At 68.4% G+C, this 22,300-nt stretch carries 23 protein-coding genes and 2 pseudogenes; 16 read left to right on the top strand and 9 right to left on the bottom strand.

The features are described 5' to 3' along the window. Positions 1 to 17 precede the first annotated feature (17 nt). The 5 genes from RM609_RS32415 to RM609_RS32395 all read left to right on the top strand — a co-directional run bounded on the left by RM609_RS32415 (position 18) and on the right by RM609_RS32395 (position 6,264). Complete coding sequence (locus RM609_RS32415; protein WP_311615908.1) at positions 18 to 1,484, top strand: site-specific integrase; 1,467 nt, start codon at positions 18 to 20, stop codon at positions 1,482 to 1,484. After that, the gene (locus tag RM609_RS32410) at positions 1,468 to 3,381 is read left to right on the top strand and encodes a hypothetical protein (protein ID WP_311615906.1); all 1,914 of its coding nucleotides are present in this window, start codon (positions 1,468 to 1,470) and stop codon (positions 3,379 to 3,381) included. Before RM609_RS32415 ends, RM609_RS32410 begins: the two co-directional genes overlap by 17 nt. Continuing rightward, positions 3,378 to 5,447 (top strand): integrase, encoded by a 2,070-nt coding sequence (locus RM609_RS32405; RefSeq protein WP_311615904.1) that lies wholly within the window; start codon positions 3,378 to 3,380, stop codon positions 5,445 to 5,447. The genes RM609_RS32410 and RM609_RS32405 overlap by 4 nt, the downstream gene beginning before the upstream one ends. Beyond that, complete coding sequence (locus RM609_RS32400) at positions 5,444 to 5,872, top strand: hypothetical protein (protein WP_311615901.1); 429 nt, start codon at positions 5,444 to 5,446, stop codon at positions 5,870 to 5,872. Before RM609_RS32405 ends, RM609_RS32400 begins: the two co-directional genes overlap by 4 nt. A gap of 143 nt (positions 5,873 to 6,015) precedes the next feature. Beyond that, a complete protein-coding gene (locus RM609_RS32395; protein WP_311615899.1) occupies positions 6,016 to 6,264 on the top strand; it encodes a hypothetical protein in 249 nt (82 codons plus the stop codon). A 26-nt stretch (positions 6,265 to 6,290) separates the two neighbouring features. On the opposite strand, the pseudogene RM609_RS32390 reads toward RM609_RS32395, so the two are convergent. From RM609_RS32390 to RM609_RS32375, 4 genes and pseudogenes are all read right to left on the bottom strand, one after another. After that, positions 6,291 to 7,222: pseudogene (locus RM609_RS32390) on the bottom strand (IS5 family transposase). 131 nt (positions 7,223 to 7,353) lie between these two features. Continuing rightward, the gene (locus RM609_RS32385; RefSeq protein ID WP_311615897.1) at positions 7,354 to 8,727 is read right to left on the bottom strand and encodes a Vps62-related protein; all 1,374 of its coding nucleotides are present in this window, start codon (positions 8,725 to 8,727) and stop codon (positions 7,354 to 7,356) included. Between the two features lie 183 nt (positions 8,728 to 8,910). Further along, a pseudogene (locus RM609_RS32380) lies at positions 8,911 to 9,751 on the bottom strand (IS5 family transposase). Then, complete coding sequence (locus RM609_RS32375; protein WP_311615895.1) at positions 9,751 to 10,089, bottom strand: hypothetical protein; 339 nt, start codon at positions 10,087 to 10,089, stop codon at positions 9,751 to 9,753. The pseudogene RM609_RS32380 and the gene RM609_RS32375 overlap by 1 nt, the downstream one beginning before the upstream one ends. A 6-nt stretch (positions 10,090 to 10,095) precedes the next feature. Here RM609_RS32375 and RM609_RS32370 point away from each other — a divergent pair, with 6 nt between their 5' ends. After that, positions 10,096 to 10,860 (top strand): hypothetical protein, encoded by a 765-nt coding sequence (locus RM609_RS32370; protein ID WP_311615893.1) that lies wholly within the window; start codon positions 10,096 to 10,098, stop codon positions 10,858 to 10,860. Between the two features lie 124 nt (positions 10,861 to 10,984). Here RM609_RS32370 and RM609_RS32365 read toward each other — a convergent pair whose 3' ends face one another. After that, entirely contained in the window at positions 10,985 to 11,290 is a 306-nt protein-coding gene (locus RM609_RS32365) for a hypothetical protein (RefSeq protein WP_311615891.1), read from the bottom strand. A 56-nt stretch (positions 11,291 to 11,346) separates the two neighbouring features. On the opposite strand from RM609_RS32365, the gene RM609_RS32360 reads away from it, so the two are divergent. From RM609_RS32360 to RM609_RS32345, 4 genes are all read left to right on the top strand, one after another. Further along, a complete protein-coding gene (locus tag RM609_RS32360; protein ID WP_311615889.1) occupies positions 11,347 to 11,940 on the top strand; it encodes a DNA-binding protein in 594 nt (197 codons plus the stop codon). Between the two features lie 318 nt (positions 11,941 to 12,258). Beyond that, complete coding sequence (locus RM609_RS32355; protein WP_311615887.1) at positions 12,259 to 13,110, top strand: hypothetical protein; 852 nt, start codon at positions 12,259 to 12,261, stop codon at positions 13,108 to 13,110. 39 nt (positions 13,111 to 13,149) lie between these two features. After that, complete coding sequence (locus RM609_RS32350) at positions 13,150 to 13,719, top strand: hypothetical protein (protein ID WP_311615885.1); 570 nt, start codon at positions 13,150 to 13,152, stop codon at positions 13,717 to 13,719. Between the two features lie 139 nt (positions 13,720 to 13,858). Next, complete coding sequence (locus RM609_RS32345) at positions 13,859 to 14,005, top strand: hypothetical protein (protein WP_311615883.1); 147 nt, start codon at positions 13,859 to 13,861, stop codon at positions 14,003 to 14,005. Here the strand turns inward: RM609_RS32345 and RM609_RS32340 are convergent. Together RM609_RS32340 and RM609_RS32335 are read right to left on the bottom strand one after the other, a co-directional pair. Beyond that, positions 14,002 to 14,271, bottom strand: a complete 270-nt coding sequence (locus RM609_RS32340; protein WP_311615882.1) for a hypothetical protein — start codon at positions 14,269 to 14,271, stop codon at positions 14,002 to 14,004. The genes RM609_RS32345 and RM609_RS32340 overlap by 4 nt on opposite strands. Before the next feature lie 198 nt (positions 14,272 to 14,469). Beyond that, positions 14,470 to 14,736 carry a hypothetical protein gene (locus RM609_RS32335; RefSeq protein WP_311615880.1) on the bottom strand — a complete coding sequence of 89 codons (267 nt, stop codon included), beginning with the start codon at positions 14,734 to 14,736 and terminating at the stop codon, positions 14,470 to 14,472. 440 nt (positions 14,737 to 15,176) lie between these two features. On the opposite strand from RM609_RS32335, the gene RM609_RS32330 reads away from it, so the two are divergent. After that, a complete protein-coding gene (locus RM609_RS32330; RefSeq protein ID WP_311615879.1) occupies positions 15,177 to 16,004 on the top strand; it encodes a class I SAM-dependent methyltransferase in 828 nt (275 codons plus the stop codon). A gap of 186 nt (positions 16,005 to 16,190) precedes the next feature. On the opposite strand, the gene RM609_RS32325 is transcribed toward RM609_RS32330, so the two are convergent. Continuing rightward, the gene (locus RM609_RS32325; RefSeq protein WP_311615877.1) at positions 16,191 to 16,385 is read right to left on the bottom strand and encodes a hypothetical protein; all 195 of its coding nucleotides are present in this window, start codon (positions 16,383 to 16,385) and stop codon (positions 16,191 to 16,193) included. 120 nt (positions 16,386 to 16,505) lie between these two features. Between RM609_RS32325 and RM609_RS32320 the strand changes: the two genes are divergently transcribed. From RM609_RS32320 to RM609_RS32310, 3 genes are all read left to right on the top strand, one after another. Further along, on the top strand, positions 16,506 to 19,292 hold the full coding sequence (locus RM609_RS32320) for a helix-turn-helix domain-containing protein (protein WP_311615875.1): 2,787 nt from the start codon (positions 16,506 to 16,508) through the stop codon (positions 19,290 to 19,292). Between the two features lie 48 nt (positions 19,293 to 19,340). Beyond that, positions 19,341 to 19,805, top strand: coding sequence for a DUF6262 family protein (locus tag RM609_RS32315; protein ID WP_311615873.1), 465 nt, complete (start codon positions 19,341 to 19,343; stop codon positions 19,803 to 19,805). A 186-nt stretch (positions 19,806 to 19,991) separates the two neighbouring features. Continuing rightward, positions 19,992 to 20,243: a DUF3761 domain-containing protein gene (locus RM609_RS32310; RefSeq protein WP_311615871.1), complete on the top strand. Its 252-nt coding sequence runs from the start codon at positions 19,992 to 19,994 to the stop codon at positions 20,241 to 20,243. A 107-nt stretch (positions 20,244 to 20,350) separates the two neighbouring features. On the opposite strand, the gene RM609_RS32305 is transcribed toward RM609_RS32310, so the two are convergent. Then, a complete protein-coding gene (locus tag RM609_RS32305) occupies positions 20,351 to 20,857 on the bottom strand; it encodes a hypothetical protein (RefSeq protein WP_311615869.1) in 507 nt (168 codons plus the stop codon). Positions 20,858 to 21,509: 652 nt separating this feature from the next. Between RM609_RS32305 and RM609_RS32300 the strand changes: the two genes are divergently transcribed. Then, a complete protein-coding gene (locus RM609_RS32300) occupies positions 21,510 to 21,671 on the top strand; it encodes a hypothetical protein (protein WP_311615867.1) in 162 nt (53 codons plus the stop codon). A gap of 11 nt (positions 21,672 to 21,682) precedes the next feature. After that, positions 21,683 to 22,114 carry a hypothetical protein gene (locus tag RM609_RS32295; RefSeq protein ID WP_311615866.1) on the top strand — a complete coding sequence of 144 codons (432 nt, stop codon included), beginning with the start codon at positions 21,683 to 21,685 and terminating at the stop codon, positions 22,112 to 22,114. Positions 22,115 to 22,300: the final 186 nt, after the last annotated feature.

Raw genomic sequence — 22,300 nt, 5'->3', positions numbered from 1 at the left:
TCTCAGCCGGAGGGGTAGTGGATCTGTTCTTCGTCAGCCGGGCCCGCGTACAGGAACGGCCTGGGCTGTTCGGCAGGGTCGGGGAGGAAGCCGTACGGCGGCTGGACTTCCGGGCCTTGCCGGATCGTCTGCCGGTGTTCGTGGACGATCAGATGCGGCCGGTCGAGCCGGCCTGTTCCTGGTTCCGCCACCTGGCCTACATGGGGCGGGACCCGGAGGACACGCTGCGGCACTACGCCTACATCGTGCTGCGGCTGATGGAGTTCCTGGCGGAGCGGGGCCGGGACCTGGGCACGGCGGCGGAGTCCGATCTGGTGGCCTACCGGCGGTCGCGGATCGAGTTGCAGGACGCGCCGGTGGGCGGGACGGTCTGGGACCGCGAGGCGTCGGTGATCAACACGCTGCTGGACTGGATGGTCGGGCAGGGCCTGCGCCGGGCGTCGCCGCTGCGGGCGGTCGGCTCGACGAACCCGCTGTCCACCGGGATGAGCCGGGACATGGACATCCGGCACCTGACGCTGAGGCAGTACGTGTTCTTCCGGGACGTCGGGCTGGGCGGGCAGACACTCGACGGCGAGGTGGACCGGGCCTTCCGGGGCCAGGCGCCGAACCGGAGCCGGGCGGCGGCCGACCTGGCGCTGACGTCGGGGATGCGACCGCAGGAGTGGTCCACGACGCTGCTGCCGGAGCTTGCGGTCGGGACGCGGCGGCCCGGCGAGGGGACGGAGTTCGACCTCCAGGCGTGCGCGAAATACAAGAAGCACCGGGTTGCCTACGTGCCGCCGGACGCGCTGACCTCGGTGGACCGGTTCGTGCTGGTCGAGCGGCCGGAGATGGCCGAGTCCATGGCCCGCACGCTGGAGCGTCGCCACCGGGACCTGTTCGTCGTCGTCGAGATCGACTACGCACGCCGCCGGTTGCGGGGACGCTGGCAGGGCCGGGACCGCGAGTTCGCCTGGTCGGCGATGCCGCCGAGGTTGCGGCGGATCACGGTCCATGAGGGGCCGGGCGGGCTGGAGCCGCTGGCGGTGTTCATCGGCCACGGCAGCCTGATGCTCACCTCGTCGTCCTGGGACCGCGTCCGCTACCAGGCATGGGACCGCATGACGGCGGTCCGCGGCGACGAGCGGGCCCCTCAGCTCCCCCAGAAGCGCTGGCGGTTCCACGATCTGAGGCACACGTTCGCCCTGCGGCTTCTGGACTTCCTGATGCGGCGGGCGGCCGAGCGCGAGCACACGGCGTCGAGAGTTGGCACGGCGACGCTCGCCGAGCACATCGCCTTCAACCCGCTGCTGATCGTCAGCCGCCGGCTCGGCCACGCGAGCCCAGCCGTGACCTACGAGTACCTGCGCTACCTGGAGGACACGATGTCCTACGTCGACGCCGCGTTCGCCCAGTGGGCGGCCGGCGACGGGGACACCTACGCGGACATCGCGCTTCGGGCCTTGCGGGTCGAGGAGGCCGGTCATGCCGCGACGCGGTGAACGCCGCCGGGACTTCCGGCACGAGGACCCCGACCTGGGGCCGGTGAGGATCGGCGTCCGGCAGGTCCTCACGCCGGACGCCAGGGGCAAGAAGCGGGTCCTGCACTTCGACCCGTCGCAGTTCGCCTGCCGGACGCTGGCGGCCGAGCTGGCGGACGAGTGGGTCGAATACATCGAGGTGATGAGCCGCAGGACGGGCACGGCCAACAGCCACCGCCACGGGCTGCGGCTGTTCTGCGCGTTCGTCGACGAGCAGCTGGTCGGCCGGGCGCGGGAGGCGTCCCTGGCCAGGACGGACCCGGATCTGTCCATGGTGCTGCTGGCCTGGGAACAGTCGCTGCCGGCCCAGTGGCCGCGCGGGTCGACACGGCCCGGGGAACTCGCGGCGAACATCCGCATCCTGATCAACCGGCGCCAGCGGCACCCCGACCGGGAACTGGCTCCGCGGCTGGCACGGATTGCAGGCCAGGACCACAGCCTGGCCTGGGGCGTCACCCAGGAGCTGGACGAGTTCTCCCGCAAGGACAAGACCGCGTTGGTCAAGGCGGCCTGGGACGACGTCGCCCGGCTCCGCAGGCGGCTGAAGGCCGGGTGGGAGATGGCCGAGGCCGGCGGGCACCCGGCCGAGCACGGCTGGTCGCGGATGCCGGATCTGCTCTGGGCCCTGGCCCACAGGGCCGTGTCCCCTTGGGAGATGGCCAAGACGGTCCCGTTCCCGCTGGCGCCGGAGCTGGCGGCGCTGATCCCCGACAAAGTCCGCACCGAGGGGAAAAGCTGCGGGATGCGCGGATACTTCCTGGTCTGCGGCCTGCTCAACCAGCTCTATCCCAACGGGCGGGACATGCACGCGTTCCGGGTGCTGCTGGTCGCCGCCACCGGCCATTCCCCCGAGGAGGTCACCGGGCTGACCGAGGACGCGGTGGAGTTCACCGAGGGCGGGGTCCGGCTGACCATGATCAAGAACAGGGCGCGCAGAATTCACCGCCGGGCCTTCACCCGCATCGACGCGATGCGCGCGGTTGAGCACGTTCACGAGTACGCGGACCGGCCCCGCCTGGAGGTGTCGGCGATCGTCCGGCAGCTGATGGATGTGACCGCACCGTTGCGCGACCTCTACAGCGAACGTCCGGCGCCGCTGTTCCTGCAAGGGACGCTGCTTCCGGCCTTCGAGTTCACCGTCGGCCGGGGCCGGCTGCGGCTGTTCGGACGGTGGGTCAAGGAGATGGGGCTCGACCTGGAGGGCCGGATCGACATCCGGCGGCTGAGGAAGTCGGTGAAGGTGGAGAAGGCCGTCGCCTTCGGCGGCCGGATCACGGACATCGCTGATGACCACCACGAGGAGACGTTCCGCGGCCACTACGCACAGGGCACCACCCTGCGGATGATCTCCGGACAGGTGATCACCACCGCCCAGCAGTCCTGGTTCGACAAGGCCACCACCGGCCCGGTTGTCCTGGACGCCGCGGCCGAGGCAGCGCTGGAGGAAGCCGCACCGGCCCTGGCGGAGCTGGGGCTGAGTGCCGAGCAGGTCGAGGACCTGCGAAGCGGCGCGATGGAGATGGGCGTCACCAGCTGCCGCGACCCGTTCGACTCGCCGTTCTCCCGCCCCGGTGATCTCTGCACGGTCGCGCCGTTGCGCTGCCTGGAATGCCGCAATGCCTGGATTCTGCCCTCCCACCTGCCCCAGCTCCTGCTGTTCGCGGATCACCTGGACCGGTTGCGCACCCGGCTGAGCCCGGTCCACTTCCACACCCTCTGGGGCCAGACCGCGAACAACCTCGCGGCGGTCCTCGCGGAACGGACCGAGGCGGAGACCGCCGCCGCCCGCCGGCACATCGACGAAGGCGCTGCCACCTTGCAGCTTCCCCTCACCGCACGCGCGGAGTTCGACGCATGAACCGCATCGCCCCCCAGCTGTCGGCCGATACGGTCTTCGGCGCCGAGGAACCGGTCCTGGCCTCACACACCCTGCTGCCGGACGCGGTCAGCCCCGTGTTCGGGCAGCGCGACGAGTGGAACTTGAACGGAGTCCTGCGGCGTCCGGCGAACCTGCACCCGGCCGAGTGGAAGCTGAAGTTCGACGCCTTCACCGACGTCTGGAACCTTCGGGCCCGCGAGCTGGCCATGATCCTGCTGAACCCGCGGCACCCCAAGGTGCTGGCCGCCGGGATCACCACGCGGCGCCGTCCGGTCCAGCCGAAGACGGTCATCCAGAGGCTCGGACCCTTGCGGGCGCTGGCCGCATGGGCCGAGGAGCGGGGACTGCCGCAGGATCTGGGGGCCTGGCCCGAGCATCAGATGCACGTCCGCGTCGCCGGCCTGAAAGAGGGCAGGGCCGTCTCCACCGTGGTCGGCCACATGACGGCCATCCGTGAGCTCCACCGCTACGGGCCGCTGCTGACCAGCGGCGGCCTGCCCCGAGACCCCTGGCTCGGCATGTCCTCGCGGGCGGCCTTGGGGATGTCACCGAGCGACAGCCGGACGCTGTCGACCCCAGTGATCCCTCCGGAGGTGTGGTTCCCGCTGGTCCGGGCCGCCTGGACCTATATCGACACCTTCGCTCCGGACATCCTGCGAGCCCAGGAGCGCTGGCGCCAGCTCCAGGCGGAGGCGAAGCGGTCGTCAGCGGGCGCGGAGGCCCGGCTGCGGGCCTGGCTGGCCGACCCGAACAACCTCGTCCCTCTGCACGACGAGCACCTGCCGCCGCGGATCACGGACGCGGGCCAGGTCCACTGGGGCCTGCTGTCGTTCCTGATCGGCATCGACAAGCGGGCCCGCATCTTCAACGAGCACCGCGGCCTGCGAGAGATCGTAAGGGAGGCCGTCGACCGGGGCCAGTGCGCGAGCGCCAGCGTCCTCCCGGAGTATGCGCAGGTCAGGCGCATGGATGGCTCTACTGGCGGCTGGAGCCGCGGACTGACATCCCGCAGTCTGAACCGGGAGATCGAGATCCTCCGGATCGCCTGCTACATCTTCGTCACCGCGCTGAGCATGATGCGCGACTCCGAGGTCCAGGAGATCGTCAAGGGCTCGGTGGTCGAGCGCTTCGGGGCGCCCGCCGTGGTCTCGACGGAGGTCAAGGGCGAGGAGGACTTCCCCCGCAAGCACTGGTGGATCATCGAACCCGTCGCCCGAGCCCTCGCACTGGCCGAGGCGATCACCCCGCACCACGAGCGGCTGTTCACCGGCATCGCCGGCGAGGCCCGGAACGCGGAGCGATTCACGGCGAACGAAGGGATCAAGGCGTTCGTCGAGCACGTGAACGCCAGGACCGACGTCAACGGCCTGGAGCCCATCCCCTCCGAGCGGGTCGCCCCGCACATGTTCCGCCGGACCATGGCCATGCTGACCGACCAGTTCCCCGGCTCCGAGATCGCCCTGGGCATCCAGCTCAAGCACGTCGCCTCACGAGCCCTGGCCAACCGCGCCACCCAGGGCTATGCCGCCTCCGCGGCGTCCTGGGCCAAGCACCTGGACGCGGCGATCGAAGCCGCCCGGTTCCGCGGCCTGCGGGACCTGTTCGACGCCCACAAGGCGAACGAGCCGATCGGCTTCGGCCCCGGCGCCGAGCAGCTGACCAGGACCTTCGACAAGATCCGCGACACCGTCGCCGCCCAGGGCGGTGACGCGACGGTCGAACACGCCCTGCTGAAGCAGGCCCGCGTCTCCATCCGCTTCGGAACCCTGAACAACTGCCTGTTCGACGCCGCCAACCCGGCCGGCGCTGTCTGCCTGGAGAACACCGTGATCCCACCCGGCCACACCGGTCCCCTGCCAGACCGCTGCCGCCCGGGCCGCTGCGGCAACAGCATGATCGGCCCCCAGCACGTCGAGATCTGGGACAGCGAGGAACGGTCCCTCACCAGACTCCTGGAAACCCGCCGCCTGGCCCCCGGCCATCGCGCGGCCCTCGAACAGCAGCGATCCGAAGCACAGGCCGTTCTGCGGAAGGCCGGACGATGACCGACACGAGCGTCTCGATCAAGACCGAGCACAAGCTCCGCGCGGCCATGGACCGGCTCCTGGCGGGCAAGCCGCAGCACAGCGACGGCCGGCTCACGAAGAACAACCTCGCCCTGGAAGCGGGCGTCAGCCCCGCCACGATGTTCCGCGCGAAGTCCGTCCTGGCCGACTGGGACGCACACATCGACACCCACGGCAGCCTCACCCCCGGCGAGGCCCGCCGGGACGCCGACATCAACGACCTCCGCCGACAACTCGCCGCAGCCAAGAAGGAGATCACCGAACTCAACCAGCGGCTGACCGCCGCCACGACGGTCATCGCCTCGCTCCACCACGACAACCAGATGCTGCGGACCGAGGACGAGGCGAGCACCGTCGTCGCCTTCCCGTCACAGCCCCGGACCGATCGCCACCCCCAGGGGTGAACTCCGCGATGAGAGACCCGCTCTCAGCCCGCCCGCCCTCGCTGGCCATCACGACAGCCGACGAACCCGCCACAGCAGGCCAGCGGCATCTCATGAGAGTTCCAAACGGTGGAGAACACTTCCGGAGGCCCGCGCAGGAGCTGGTGTCGCCCGCACGAGGGCCGCTGGCGGCCCGGGAGAACCGGCATCTGCTGTCCGCGGTGAGGGCCGCCGCCGGGATGCGGATGACCGGCGCACACTGGCTCCTACTGCTCACCACCGGCCGGAAGACTTTCGGCAGCCCGCGCAGCCAGCGTGCTCAGGCGCTGTACGCGGTGCTGGAGCAGGTGGCGGTCCAGCACGCGACGCCCGCCGAGCATGAGGGCGCTGACCCCGTCGTACAGCACAGCTAGCTATTAGCTAGGACTTGTCCGGGCGATCACGTGCGGAGCCAGATTGTGAGGGCTGCGACGGTTGCGGTGCCGAGGTAGACGTACCGGCGCTTGTCGTAGCGGGTGGCCACGGCTCGATGCTGCTTGAGCCGGTTGATGGCCCGTTCGACGGTGTTGCGTTTCTTGTACCGCTCTTCGTCGAAGCCGGGTGGCCGGCCGCCGTGTGAGCCTTTGCGGAGCCGGGCGGCCTGGCTGTCGGTCTTCTCCGGGATGGTGTGCCGGATGCCCCGGCGTCGCAGGTACTCGCGGCAGGGTCGGTTGCTGTAGGCCTTGTCAGCGGCGACGCTGTCGGGCTTCTTGCGGGGCCTGCCCAGCCCAATCTTTGGGACCCGGATCTTCTCCAGAACCGGCTTGAACTGCGTGCAGTCAGCCCGCTGACCTGGCGCGACGATCAGGGACAGTGGGCGGCAGCGGCCATCTGCACTCAGGTGGAGCTTGGTGGTGAAGCCGCCGCGCGAGCGGCCCAGGCCCTCACCTCCAGCACCACCTCCACCAGGCGGGCGTGAAGGCTCTGCCACGCGGTTTCGCCCTGGTGTTCTGACGGTTCGGCCTCCTTTAAGGCGGGTACCGGCGGCGGGTCGGTGCGGGCGCCGGCCGCGTGCTGATGCGCCCGCACGATAGTGGAGTCGACGGAAACGTCCCAGTCGATCTCGCCTGCGGCGTCGGCCGCGGCCTGGACCTGCTGAAGCAGACGCTCCCACGTCCCGTCGGCCGACCACAGCCGGTGCCGTTCGTAAACCGTCTTCCAGGGCCCGAACCGTTCGGGCAGGTCGCGCCACTACACGCCGGTCCGCACGCGGTGCAGAATCCCGTCGATCACCTGCCGGCGGTCCCGCCACCGGCCACAACGCCTGTTGCTGACCGGCAGGAACGGCCGCAACCGTTCCCACTCCGCATCACTCAGATCACCCCGCCCCATGACCACATCAACGACCTGAACAGGGAGTAGTCACATGATCGGCCGGACAGTTCCTAGTCGTTCTGGTGCTCATGGCAGCGGCCTGGGTGTGATGCCGATTGTCGCCAGACCCAGGCCGCTGCCCGGGACGGTCACCCAGTCTCAGGGTCGGCCGCAGGCAGGGTGGCCGCGGTGACGTCAGTGCCGTCGGCGAGGTGGCGCACACCGGCCTTTGGCGGGTACTCGCCAGTGACGTAGGAGTCGATGGAGAAGCTGAGGGGATCGCTGGCCCCGGGGATCGGATCACCGTTGGCTCGCAATGGGATGAGCTCGTGGGCTTGGGCCCACAGGGCTCCCGCCTTCCCTGCGGGAATGACGAGTTTCTGCTCCTTGCTCTCCGACTTGAGGATGGACACGCTGGTCCGCGTCGAATAGCCGAGCTCGAGGGAGAGGCTGACGTGGGACTTCATCGAGGCGATACCGCCCGGGGCTTGGACGCCGGCTTCGTAGCCGACGGTGATGCCGGTCTTGAGACTGAACTCCTTGCTCCTCTCGGTGGTGACCCCACTGTCGACCCTGTGCCCGATCTCAGCGGGGTTGGATCCGTTCCGGTTGTCGCGGTGCATCACCGTCTTGAACCAGCGCCTGCGTTCGATCTTGTAGAAGGGGGTCTTGAGGATTCTGTCCTTCTCCGGCCAGCTGTCGTCCTTGACCATCGTGTAGGGGACGGTGACCCTGCGGTCGGGCTTCGCGATGAGGTCGACGGGCTTGTCGTACGAGTTCATCTTGGGGACGTCGGGGCCGCTGAGCGTCTCGACTACTGCTGGCAGGTCCAGCACCCACGTGACGTCCGTCGGCCCTGGCCTGTCGTAGTTGGGGACGGCGGTCAGCGTCCCCGGGGCGACCAGCAGGCGCTCCTCGCTCCCATCCGGGTATGGAGGCGTGATGATCTCCCAGACCGATACGTCGCCGTACTTTCCGCCGCTCTTCCTGTCGTTCCAGATCTCGTTGCCGATCTCCGCCCTGCGTACCAGCTCTCGACCTTCGAAGGTCTTGCGGACGCATGCGAAGTGGTGTTCCTGGGGCGCCTGGTGACCCTTTGTGAAGACGTCACCCAACGCGACGTACCCGGGCGGCGGGATTGGCCGCCACACGGACCCGTCCAAGGTTGACCCCGTGCCTCGGTCAGTCCAGATGCATTCGAAGCGCAGTGGGGGCTTCAGGATCTCGTTGGCCTTGTCGACCTCCCTCACCATCAGGCCAGTCAGCGGGGCGGCGTAGCCCTTCTTGCCGATCGACCCCAGGTACCAGTCGCCGACTGTATGGCGCCACGGAGCCCAGAACGACCCGTCCTTGGCGGCGCCCGACTTCTTGTCCCACCACGCCAGCCACACCCACCCAGGGGAAGAGAAGACGAGTTCAAGCGGGCCGTAGCGCTGGACGATCCGAGCACTCATGTCAGCGCCTGCCATTTCCGCAGGCGGTCCGTAGGTAACGCCGTCTTCCAGCTTTTGGCCTTCCAGCACCAGCACTCCCTGGCTCTGTCGTGTCTGCCCCCGCCACCAGCCATTCCGATGCACACGAACGAAAATTACGATAGACGACATAGGGCAAATGATGGCTACTTTGGGTAGTGACACGCCCGGGGCGGTGCCGGCGGCTGCCCGAAAGGCCTCCCCCAGAACAGTGAGGCTCACTAGGGTCCGACTTCAAATCGATCTTGCCCAGAGCAGGAGCGATGCGAGTGTGACCGCGGCTTCATAGGAGGTGGCGGTCTTCTCGTAGCGGGTGGCGATGCCTCGGAAGCCTTTCAGCTGGTTGAAGCAGCGTTTCGACCGTGTTGCGGCGGCGGTAGATCTCGCTGTCGAAGCCCGTCGGTCGGCCGCCTCGCCGGCCTCGGTTGTGGCGGTGCCGTTTCTGGTCGTTCTTCTCCGGGATGGTGGATCCGATTCCGCGTTTGCGCAGGTAGGCGCGGAACCCGTGTGAGCTGTAGGCCTTGTCGGCAGCGGGGCCGGCCCGGGCCGGTGCGGGGTACTCGGATCCGTTCGAGCAGGGGGCGCGCGCAGATGCCGTCGTGTCGTTGACCGGGAGTCAGCAGCACGGCCAGGGGTCGGCCTCGGCCGGAGCAGGCGAGGTGGATTTTGGTGGTCAGGCCTCCTCGGGATCGACCGAGGGCGTGATCGTCCGGTTCGTCCGTCCGGTGCTTCCCCCTTTTCGGCCGGTGGCGGCGGCATGTTGGTGGGCGCGGACGATGGTGGAGTCGATCTGGACCAGCCAGTCGATGTCGCCGGCGGCGTCGGCCCGAGCCTGGATCTGCTGCAGGGCCCGGGTGAACACCCCGTCGATGGCATAGCGGCGGAAGCGGGTGTAGACCGTCTTCCACGGACCGTAGCGTTCCGGCAGGTCACGCCAGGAAACCCCGGTCCGGATCTTGTAGACCATCCCGTTGATGACCCGGCGATCCTCCACCCGAGGCCGACCCCTGACCGCACTCGGTATGAGCGGGGCCAACAACTCCCACTCCGCGTCCGATAGTTCGTGGCGACGTATCACGACACCGTGATCCAACACGCAAAGGATCTTTTGAAGACGGACCCTAGTACGGGCAGGTCGGCGCCGCCGTGGTCGACGGCGGCGGCGGTCATCGCCATGTCGTATCCGTCGGCGGGCACGGGTGCCGGCTGGCCTGCAGGTAGCGGGCCGAATTCGGAGGGCCCGCACGTGGCGTGGGTACAGACGGCGTGGTGGAAGGCTCCGTCGGTGCGTACGGCCACGGTCACGGCCGCGTCGAGGGGCTGCTGGCAGTGCACGCACTGGCTGTCGGTCAGGGGAGGCGAGAGCAGCCGGTCAGGAATTCGCGTGTCCTCTTGGTGAGGCCGTGCGAGCATCGGCAGGTGATCGACGATGAGGAGCTGTTTGCCGCCGACCTGATCGGAAGGCGACTGCTGAAAGTGACCACAGCTTGGCATCACTACGCTGACGACGATCCGTCACTGGTGCACCTGTGGCTTCACCTGGAGAGTCTGGGCCCGGTGCTGTTCCACACGCCCTCGACCGGCTTGTCCCTGCGAGCCGGTCAGCCGCATGGACCGTACTCGATGGGGGAGTACGGAAGCCTCTCCGTGACCGACGATTCGCCGGATGTTCCGGTGACCCGGTTCGTCGGACAGACGATCCGCTCGGTTCGGCAGATCGACTACAACGACGGCCATGTCGGCTTCACGGCCGGCCTCACGCTCCAGTTCCCCAGCGGCAGCATCCGCCTGCTCGGCCTCGTGGACGACCTCCTCATCGCCCACGACCAGCATCTGGGCGCTGTCGAGGCCCACCTGCACGAGGATGTGAGCCTCGCGCGGGTGGTGCAGACCTCCGGGGGTTGCCCATCACAGTGGGATGCCTGGACGACCACGGGTCAGTACCTGTACCTGCGGTACCGGCACGGCGAGGGGAGCGTCGAGCAGCATCCGAGCGAGGACGTCGACACCTGGGACGGCGAGGAGTCGAGTCTGTGGACCAGCTGGGACGACGGAACCAACGGCAGCTGGATCGACCTCACCGACTTCCTCACCACGGCCGGCCTGCTGCTGGCCCCGGGCGCCGAGGTCCACACCACCAACGGGCGTGGCAGGGGAGCGGACACCGGACTCCGTCCGGCTTAACCGGCCTGGTTAGGCGTTGCTGCTACGCCGGTGGTGCGGCCGTCTCGTCCTCCCATTCGCGGACCTGCCAGCCGGCGAGGGTGCCATTGCGGCGGCTGACGCGCTAGCAGGACGGTATACCCCTTCAGCTCCAGGGATCGGGAATGAGCTGCTCCTCTTCTGAACGTGCTGACGGCAGCGTCAGGCGTTGCGCGGTCTTGGCGGCGGGATCGGCGACGAGGACGTCGGGGACCTCCGCCTCGAGGAGCCGCAGGTAGCCGATCGCGCCAAAGGTGATGGTGCGCACGTCGAGCCACTGCACGAGCTCACGTAGCTCGTCGAATTCGTCCGGGTGGACTTCCTGGCGGACGGTCAGGAAGGCGGTGTCGATCTGCGCCCGCGGGAGGTGGAGGGAGGTGGAGGGAGTCGACGCCATGCTGGGCGGCGGCATCCAGGGCCGTTCCCCACCGGGCGAGGATCTCCTCCAGGTCCTCCTATGATCGATGCATGCCGTCGTCCCTTCCCACGTCCCTTGCTGTTTCCGACGCCATCACCCACTACCGCCAGCTGTGCGAGCTGACCATCGATGAGCTGGCCTACGTGCTCTTGATGCTCGATTACCCGATCTCGGCCGACGCCCTCGCGGAGATGGAGCGATGTGCTCGCCCTGTGACCGTCGACGATCTCGTCGCCATTGCCTATGTGCTTGACACGACCCCCGCGGTGCTGCTGTCGCACATTCCCATTGACATGCCGGAACCCGAGGGGCCCCTCGCCACCGGTCTCCCCGGCGACATCGACCAGGTCGAACTCCGCGCCTGGCTCGAGGGGAAGACCACGCTCGACCGCGAGTCGCGGGTGGGCTGGTGGAAAGAGCGGGTCGCCCGCCTCAGGGTCCGGTCGGCGCACCACGAGGAGCAGCTGCAGGGTGCGTACGCGGAGCTGCGCGAGCTCGGTGATCTGGCGCTCCAGGAAGCAGACGCCCCACCGGTGCAGCGCCTTCAGCGACGCATCCAGGACGGCGAGCACGCACTCAACCAGTCCGAAGTCGCACTGGCGCTGACTGAGCATCGACTCGACAACCTCCGAGAAGACATCTGACAGTCGAGTCCTGTCCAGTCAAAGTCGACTACCCATAGGAGACTTTGACTGGTCTTCTGTCGTCAAGGTGGCACATCCGGTACATCAACCAGTAATACTGACAGGGCGTTTGTGAATGTTTTCGCAAGTGCTGATGTACAAGAAGAAAGCTCGGAAATCGGTCGGGTGGCCCTCAAGGAGGCCAGCTTCGGCTTCCGGGCGTGGTCGGGATCCGGGTCTCGGGGATGCAGTGTGGAACTGTGGAGCCGAGACGCAGGTCCCTGTGAAGAGGGCACCACCTCGACACGCAGGACTGAACGAGAGGAAACGGGGGCGATCATGACCGAGGATCAGCCTCGGTTACCCGAGCAGCCGACGCAGGGCCATGTAACAGCTTCACAGGCCGTGCCGCCGCGACCGCAGGTTCCGCCCGTTGTCATGGCCGAGCAGTGGGCCGCCGGGTTTCAGCAGGCGCATCACCGCGAGCCGACGATGTCCGAGTACCAGGCCGCTGTCCATGCCGGACTGATCGCTCCCGAGCGCTGGCCCCGTGATCCGTCGATGCAAAAGATGGCCGACGGAGCCAAGCAGATCGTCAACGGTTCCCGGGGCTTCTTCAACACCAAGGTCGCGTCGGCCGTCGAGAACTCTGGAGCCAAGAAGTTCCTCAGTAACCGGGTTGCCTCCGCCGCACAGGGCGCCGCACGCTCGATGCGGCAGAGTACCTCGCGTCCGGAATTGGCCAAGCTGAGTGGGCTGGCCACCTTCACCCTTCCCGCCGCGGCGTTCTTGGCGATCATCTCGCTGTTCATGCCGGTCGCTTCAGCCGTGGGCTTCTCGGTGAACTACTTCAGCGACGAGACCGGAGGTGAGGGTGGCTTCCTGCTCTTCATCATGCTCGTGGCCATCGCTGCCTCTGCCGTGGCAGTCATCCGCAAGGCGAACTGGTCCCGCATTACCGCCGGAGTCGTGGGCATTGTCGCCAGCCTGATCGGCATGATCGACGGATTCGGGACCATGGGCTTCGTCAGCGGCACCCGTTACGCCTCCGTCGGGGCGGGCGTGGTGCTCCTGGCGCTGCTGTCGGTCGTGATACTGGCTGCTGCAGTCCTCATCCTGCTGCCGCCGCATCAGGCCTCTGCCGTTCCGCCGATGCCGAGCACGCCGCCGGTCCAACCTCCGCAGAGCTGAACCAAACCGACTGTCCAGAACGAACGAAGGAAGAACACCATGAACCCCACCAGGACCGCACGTGCGACGCGGCCCAGGACCGCCGTGTCCGCCGCGGCCCTGGCCGCAGGTGCTCTCATACTCACCGCCTGCAGCGGGAGGAGCGATGCCGCTTCCTCGCAGAGCCCCAGCAGCAGCCAGGCCTCCAGCTTCGACGGTGCCTACATCTCCATCACCGACGGGGCGCGCGGCGGCATCGCCGCCATCGACGGCCACAAGATCACGTACATCAACGTCACCGCTGGCGACCAGCAGTGCCAGCTGACCACGAAGGCCCTCGGCGACATCAAGCACGGCTCGATCGTCAAGGAGGGCAAGACCGACAAGGGTCAGTACCAGGTTCTCTCGACCGGCACGATCAACGACAGCCGGACCAGTGTGCTCTGGGACGACGTCAACGGCTCCGACCGGACAGGCACTGACCCGGGATCCGGATCGATCTCGATGTCGGACAGCATGATCACGCTCGGGTACACCTTCGCCTATTCGATCGACCAGGTGCAGCTCATCCCCGCTGGCAGCGACCAGGCGAAGGCCTTGATGGCCAAGGACTGCAACCAGCAGAGCTGATCGCCGCACCGTCCAAGCAGCACAGAACCCCGTGGACGTGATATCCACGGGGTTCTGTCTTTTCTCCGACACCTAACCCCTGGAGCTGCTGCGCCCGGTACTCCTCAATCGTCTGCGGTGGCCGGCCGTACTTCGGCGCGTGCTGCTCGACGAAATCCAGCTCAGCCCACGCTGCCGGCTGCCGGATCCTCGACCGGGCGACGCCTGCCTCCCCGCACCCCACAGCAAGCTGCCGAAGAGCGAGCGGAAGAGGGAGAAGAAGGCGCGCGGCCGCGCCCGGGGCTAGGCGTCGGATTTGCTGGCCGCAATCGGACGCGGCGCGATGCACATCCGGGCGCCGTCGTACTGCACCGTCTCGCCCGGCAGGATCAACAGGCCCGGCTCTCCGTACCGCCAGTCGGCGCCAATCCGGCGGACCTGGACCGCCGGGCCCCGGGCGCCGGCCATGAACACCGTCGGGTCGACTTCCCAGCAGTGCCCAGCGAGCCACTGTTCCAGAGCCGCGAAGTCCTCGCTGCTCGCTCCGCGTGGCCACTGGTACGTACTCGTCACGTCGTTCCCCCTTATCCGTGAGCGGATATCGGGATCGATCCTGCCACCGAGCACTGACACGTCGGCCGCGCCTGCTCGCTGTCCGGCGCTCGCTGTGGGATCAGCAGGCGTAGCCCGGTCGGCAGCACCGCTTTCGTAGGCGCGCCCGCAGGGTGGAGCCTTCGAAACAACCGGCTGCGGATGTGGCTATGGCGACGGTCAGGCTTCTCGGTGGATCACCAGGCCCCGGTCCTTCGTCCACGTCCGCAGCCGCTCGCGGTCCCCGCCGGCCTTCGCCCACAGGGTGATCGTCACCCCGTCCACGCCGCCGTGCGAACCCACGAACGAAGTGAACTTCCCCAACGCCACGGTGCCGTTCTCCCAGGTCCCCTCGATGGCGGGGCCGCTCTCCCGGAAGGTCACCGTGACATGAAAGCATTCCGCCGCAGCAGGCTCCTCGCCGCCCGGCAGGCCGGGCACCGGCACGCTCACTGTTGTGCCTCGGCGCGCTGCTTCTCCGCGACCTTGTGCCACGGGTTCTTGGAGCGGGCCTGTCAGTGCCGAATACCTCAAGCGGCACCTGCTGCACCAGGGCGTCTACCTCGAACGCATCCGCGGCGACAGGGTCCTGCACGAAGCACTGGCCGTCGGCGCCGACCCGCTGCACCTCGCCCTGGTCTTCAACCTGTCCCACACCGCCGCGAGCCGCTACGCGGCCATCGCCCAGAACCTGCTTGACGACCAGACGGGAGTCCACCGAGATGCGGTCGGAAGGGAGAGCGGGCGCTCTTGACGGCCGCCCGCAAAGAGATCCGCGACCGAACGACGCTGGCAGAGCAGACAGAAAGGACCGACACGGCTGCTGTCGAGGAGCTGCCGTTAAACCAGTGGCGTCCCCGTGGACGAACCTCATAGCTTGTGCACTCGTGACTGATGCTCCGAAGATGCGCCCGAATCCACACGACCTCGGCCGGGTGTTCAACGAGGTGCCGGAGCTCTACGACCGGGTCCGGCCGGGATACCCCGACGAGCTGTTCGCGGACCTTGTCGCCGTCACCGGCGCGGACGACAGCTCGTCGGTGCTGGAGGTGGGCTGCGGCACCGGTCAGGCGACGCGCTCGCTGGCAGCACTCGGATGCTCAGTGACCGCCATCGAGCCGGGCGCAGACATGGCCGCACTCGCTCGCCAACGGATCGCATCTTTCCGCAACGTCGAAGTCGAGACGTCGACGTTCGAGGAGTGGGACGACCGCGGCCGACGCTTCGATGCTCTCGTGGCTGCGTCGTCGTGGCACTGGGTCGACCCGTCGATCGGCTGGCAACGGGCGCACGACGTGCTCCATCCCGGAGGCTGGATGGCGCTGCTCGGCCACGTCGTTGTCCGCCGGCCGGGAGAGCCAGAGGTATACGCCGAGACCGCCGATCTCCACGAGCAGTTCTGCCCCGGGAACCCCGGCTGGGGTCATCCTCCCCTGGAGGACGACGTGCGCACCACCGATGAGGGCTGGGGCCTGGTCGACGATCCCGGAGGACTGTTCGGCCCAACGATCGTGCGCTGGTACCCGACCGTTCAATGGTTCAACGGAGACGGCTTTGCCGATCATCTTCGCTCGTTGTCGCTGTACCGGAGGCTCGACCGCGACGTCCGTGAGCCCCTGCTCGACGCAGTAGCCGAGCGCATCCGCACGCGGATGGGCGACCGAGCATCACGCCGTTATCTGAGCGTCCTCCGTGTCGGACAGCGCGCCGAGTGAGCCCAGTGGTGAAGGACCTGCCGCTTCAGCGGCGACGGACCCACCGCACTTTCATGCCTGCCTGCCGAAAACGCCGTGGGTTCCCGGTGAAAGCACCTCAGTCGCACTGAACCCACGGCGGACGTGCCGGTAAGAACTCTGTCTGCAGCCGCAAACGGTGGGGGCGCGACTGAGTAGGGCTGGCCGTCAGGTGAGGAGGGCGGCGAGGGCGCTGGCTACGACGGCGGCGAGGGTGATGACCGCGGCGAAGGTGGTGGCGGCGCGCGTGAGGGCCGTGGGATAGCTGGCGTTTTCCATGCGGGCGAGCTTGCCCGCGGCGGCGGCGGCAAGCAGCGCGACGACGGTCACGACTGCGGTGGTGAGCAGGACGACAGCGATCACGGCAATCTCCCGGTAGGCGTTGGGGTGTTGACGTGGTCAAATGTCGCGGGATCCGTGTTCGCCGGGGTTCGCCGGAGGAAGATGAACACCGGCGAACACGACGGTCCTGGGGGGCGCACCGTGCACGACGAACACGACGGCCAGGACGCGGCGCTGACCGAGCTGCGGAAGGTGCTGAAGGCCGCGATGGCCTGTATGCGGTTGAACCAGACGGATCTCGCCACGCGTGCCGGGCTGGGACGCACGACAGTGTCGGAGGCACTCTCGCCGGGGAAGCCTGCCCCCTCTTCCCAGACGGTGGCGGCCCTGGCCCGTGCGCTGCAACTGCCGGTGGGGGAGCTGCTGGAGTTGCAGCGGAGCGCGGCCGAGGGCACAGAACGTGGGATGCGGCCGGTGCCGGGCCGTCCGATCAGTGAGTGGGATCCGCACGACCTGGAGGTCCACCCGGCCGGGCCCGGTAACGCTGTTCCCGGGCCCGGGAGGCCGGGGGCCAGGGCGATGCCCGGGTATGTACGGCGCGAGCACGACCGGGTCCTGGCCGAACTGGTGAAGGAGGCCGCAGCTGGCCATAGCCGGGCCGTGGTGCTGGTGGGCAGTTCGTCGACGGGCAAGACACGGGCGTGCTGGGAAGCAGTACAGCCGCTCACGGCGCAGGGATGGCGGCTGTGGCATCCCTTCGACCCCACCCGAGCCCAGGACGCCCTGGAGGACCTGCCCCGTGTCTGGCCGCGCACCGTGGTGTGGCTCAACGAGGCGCAGCACTACCTCGGCGACCGCACGGCGGGCGAGCAGATCGCGGCGGCCGTGCACCAGTTGCTGATGAGTGAGGAGTGCGGGCCAGTCCTGGTGCTGGGCACGCTCTGGCCCGAGTACGCCGCGCGGTACACGGCCCTGCCTGCACCGGGTGCCGAGGATCCGCACAGCCGAGTGCGGGAGTTGCTGGCCGGCCGCATGCTGACCGTCCCCGAAGCGTTCGACGCTCCCGCGCTCACCGCCGCAACCGCTCTTGCCGAGGATGGGGACCGGCTTTGGGCCGATGCCCTCAGCCGCGCGGGCGCCGACGGGCGGCTCACCCAGGACCACGCCGGTGCCCCTGAACTCCTCAACCGCTACCGGCACGCGACCCCGGCCGCCGCAGCGGTACTGGAAGCGGCGATGGACGCCCGCCGCCTCGGTGTCGGCCTCCACCTCCCGCAGGAATTTCTTACCGACGCCGCCGCCGACTACCTCACCGACACCGACTACGACCAGCTCACCGACGACTGGGCCGAGCAGGCCTTCGCTGAACTCGCCGCCCTCGTCCACGGCAAACAGGCCCCCCTGCGCCGCACCACGCCCCGCACCCGCCGCCGTCCTCCCGCCCCGCCGCAGGCCGTTGACAGCCCGGCTCAGTCGGCCGCGGGACCGGTGTTCCGGCTCGCCGACTACCTCGAACAGCACGGCCGCACCCACCGCAAGCGCCTGTGCCCGCCCGCGTCGTTCTGGCACGCCGCCCACGCCCACCTCACCGACCCCAACATCCTCAACAACCTCACCCGTGAGGCCGAGAACCGGCAACGCCTGCAATGGGCCCATTCCCTCCGCGAACGCGCCGCCGACCACGGCAGCACCGACGCCCTGTCCTACCTGGCCCTGAAGCGGGAGGAGGCCGGGGACCGGGCGGGGGCCGAAGCCCTGGCACAGCAGGCCGCCGACCACGGCAGCACCGAAGCCCTGTTCCGCCTGGCCGCGCTGCGGGAGGAGGCCGGGGACCGGGCGGGGGCCGAAGCCCTGGCACAGCAGGCCGCCGACCACGGCAGCACCGACGCCCTGTACTACGTGGCCATGCTTCGGAAGGAGGCCGGGGACCGGGCGGGGGCCGAAGTCTTCTACCGGCAGGCCGCCGATCGCGGCAACACCGACGCCCTGACCAGCCTGGCCATGATGTGGGAGGAGGCCGGGGACCGGGCGGGGGCCGAAGTCTTCTACCGGCAGGCCGCCGACCACGGCAACGCCAACGCCCTGTTCCACCTGGCCATGCGGCGGAAGGACGCCGGGGACCGGGAGGGGGCCGAAGCCCTGGCACAGCAGGCCGCCGACCACGGCAGCACCGAAGCCCTGTTCTACCTGGCCGCGCTGCGGAAGGAGGCCGGAGACCAGGGCGGTGCGGAGGCTCTCTACCGGCAGGTCGCCGATCGCGGCAACACCGACGCCCTGACCAGCCTGGCCGCGCTGCGGGAGGAGGCCGGGGACCGGGAGGGGGCCGAAGCCCTGGCACGGCAGGTCGCCGATCACGGCAGCACCGACGCCCTGTTCTACCTGGCCGAGCTGCGGGAGGAGGCCGGAGACCAGGGCGGTGCGGAGGCTCTGGCATGGCAGGTCGCCGATCACGGCAGCACCTACGCCCTGTTCCGCCTGGCCGCGCTGCGGGAGCGGGCCGGAGACCAGGGCGGTGCGGAGGCTCTGGCACGGCAGGTCGCCGATCACGGCAGCACCGACGCCCTGTTCTACCTGGCCGAGCTGCGGAAGGAGGCCGGAGACCAGGGCGGTGCGGAGGCTCTCTACAGGCATGTCGCCGACCACGGTAACATCGACGCCCTGTTCCACCTGGCTCTGAAGCGTGAGAAGGCCGGGGACCGGGCGGGGGCCGAAGTTTTCTACCGGCAGGCCGCCGACCACGGCAACATCGACGCCCTGACCCGCCTGGCCGAGATGCGTGAGGAGGCCGGGGACCGGGAGGGGGCCGAAGCCCTGGCACAGCAGGCCGCCGACCACGGTACCGTCGGCATGTTCCCCGTGGCCGAAAGGTCAGGAATTTTCACCAGGCTGTGGCCGTATGGCCTGGACCCAGACGGCACACCAACATCTCCATGGCGCGCGTCTGTGTCGATTGAACGGAACCGGCACCTACCGCCCGGCACTGTGTAGAGGTCCCGCCGATTGCGGCTGGATACAGGCTTCTTACCGGCACCCCAGGTGCTGCGCGAGACCAGAAAACGCGACAGCGAGATCAAACAAGGCCGCGTACTCAAGACCCTCGACGAGATGGTCACTGCCGGAGAGAAGATCACCTTCCTCGGACTTGCTCGAACTGCGCGGGTCTCGAACTGGCTGGCATACGCCGAGGGACTGCGCGAGCGCATCGAGGAGGCGATCGAGAAACAAGGCAGGGCCGTTCGCGAAGTGGAGGCGGGCTCGGGCACCTCAGCCGAATCGCTGAGAGCCGACCTGGAACTGGCCACAGCCGAACTCAGAACCTTGCGCGCGGAGCGCGACCGACTCAAGGCGGACATGACTCGGCTGCGGGAGACTGAGGCCGAGCGTGATCGGCTGCGAGAGGCGCTGAAGGAGACCAAAGAGGAACTGGAGGCCGCGCTGAAGGAGAACCGTCGCTCGCTTCCAAGACACCCTCCCGGGGAAGTGACACGAAACCCGGAATGATCAAGGCGACACGGAGCGCGGATTCAGTGGAACGCACAGCTCACGGACCCACCATATGACATCGGAACGCGGAACCTGCACGCAGGCTCATGTGTCTCAACCCCGTAACCGAAGCTAGGCACCGGCCACGGAACAGGCTGGATCCAGCCATGATCGCCCCACCAACTACAGAGCAAGGGGGCGCTCATGCTGTCCAAGACGCGCGCGAGCACAGTCGGACTGTTGATCGCGGGAATGGCGCTGACATCCGTAGCTACGATGCCCGCAGCTCAAGCCGCCACGGCGAAGTGCGCTCACCACACCACGGGTGTGTGTAAAGCGAGCAGCCGACACCCACGCGGAGCAACCGCCCAGTGCAAGGACAAGACCTACTCCTACAGCGCCCGCTTCAGTGGGACCTGCTCCCACCACCGTGGGGTCCTCTACTGGTACAAGTGACCGTCTGCGTAGCTGTCGTTGTCCGCTCGTTCGGCAGATGGCGACAGCTACGGACAAATGTGTACTTCTCCTACCAGTCCAGATCCGTCCTTGGTGTTGAAGGCATGTCACTTGGGCTGGGAAGTCCTACATGTTGAGCAGAAAATCCGCGTCACCGTGCAGTCGTTCCCGCACGGACTCCACTCCCGGCAACGACGGCATTCCTCGCGGCCGTGCTCTTTCGACGCCAAGGTCCAGCACGTGTTACACAGCCAGGCTCCATCACTCTTGTGCAGAGCGCGCGACATATCGTTCCAGACGAAGTGAAACCGTCCCTGGACGGTGTAGCCGCCGCCCTCGATGCGCACAGCGCCTTGATGGAGAACCCGGGCTTTGTAGTCGGCCGTCATCTGTGCCGCACAGGCAAGGCGTGCACGCCATGCCGCCAAGGCTCGGTCCACGTCCTCTTCCTCGACCATCCACTGCCGTCCGACTTTGACAGTGGGGATGTTGTGGTCGCCGAGCGACACAGTGCCGCAGCGACGCACCGAACGGAGGTACCAGCCGTATGCGTTCCTGTAGGCGTGGGGCTCGCGTTGGTAGCGGTCCACCGCTTCGGACAGAGGGATGCGCATACAGCCGACGGTACCGGTAACGACGTGCGCCCCGGACCGACTGCAGGGGCGGCTCTGCAGGCAGAGCGGGTGACACTAGCGTTCGAGGACTTCACCGTCGAGTAGGGGCCCCTCTGTGGGGTGCCGCGGGTGTTCTCCCCTGAACAGCGCATGGGCTCAAGGGTCCTAGAGGCTGATGAAATCTTGCCGAGGTCCTGTTGTGCACCCAGTCCGCCGGCGGCCAGACGCTGGCGTCGTCGAGCTCGCCCACAGTGACGTCGGCTCCTTCGGGGCCGGGCGTCGCCGCAGCCACCGCCCGCGGCATCATCTCCTCGCGCAGCATGCGGAGGTGATCGGCGAGGGGGACGAGGCTGCCGCTGCAGTCCAGGGGGATGCATCGCCGCTCCCACGCGGGCTCGTCGCCCAGGCCGCGGAAGGTCAGGAGCATTCCGGTCGCCGCCGGGTCGCCGACGGCAGCAGCAGCGCCCCCGTTGCCATTTGCGGTTACGCACAGGTGTGCCAATGCTGCTCCCCAGGGGTGCCCCGCGAGGTTCTTCCCGTCCCGCAGCCGACGGCGTGGCTGGATGGGCATGCCAGCCGTGCGACGGCTGGCATGGACAGCCTGTGCCGCCGGGGACACCGGTGGGCACCCCCGGGTGAGAGGAAATCGTCTGTGAGGAAGAGGCACCTGCCCAGGCTGGGCGACGGGACCGGCTTGCCGGGACTGCTGGTGGTGATCGCCACTTCGGTCTTGGCCGCACAGAGCCAGGCGTGGGCGAGCGCAGTCGTCACGGCGGCAGCTGTTTACGGCGTCATCACCGCACACCAGGACTGAAGGAGCCGGCCATGACCCGCACACCGCCATCCGCCGTCGAGCGGGCACTGGTCGCCGAGGCCGCCGCATGTGGATTCGCCGTCAGCCCGTACCAGCTTGAGCGGTGGCGCCGGCAGATGTGGCTGGCCCCCACCGCGCAGTGGGCCGACCCCACGACAGGCGGGATCCGGCCGGAGATCGTCCACAGGGCCGCCTGCCTTGCGGCCCTATCCACAGCAGGCCGCAGCATCAGCTGGACCGGCTGGGTGTTCTGGGCGATCGACGACACCCCGCAGACCGCCCAGAAGCTTCGCGAGGCTCTGACCGAGACACTCCAGCGGCCTCTGCGGCGTGTGGGCGTGGACTTCGCACAGATCCCAAGGGGGGCATTACGACCACGCATTCACGGCCCGGCAGGAGACGGCTGCCCGACTGCTGACCGGGCGGCGCACCATCGGGCGTGACCTGGAGGGGATCCTGCGCGCGTACGCGGCCGCCGCGGGTGGCTTTGTTCACGAGAACCGGTTCTGGCTCAACTTCTGTGGTCCGCGCACGCTGAGTGATGGCTGAAGGTCGGAGTGGCTCCCGGGAAGTTGCCCGAAAGTGATCGTCAACCCGGTGGACGTGGCCGAAGTTCGGGGCCGTGCAAG

This window comes from Streptomyces hesseae (assembly GCF_031845785.1).
In the GTDB taxonomy this organism is placed as follows: domain Bacteria; phylum Actinomycetota; class Actinomycetes; order Streptomycetales; family Streptomycetaceae; genus Streptomyces; species Streptomyces hesseae.
This window is presented reverse-complemented; position numbering and strand designations above follow the sequence as displayed.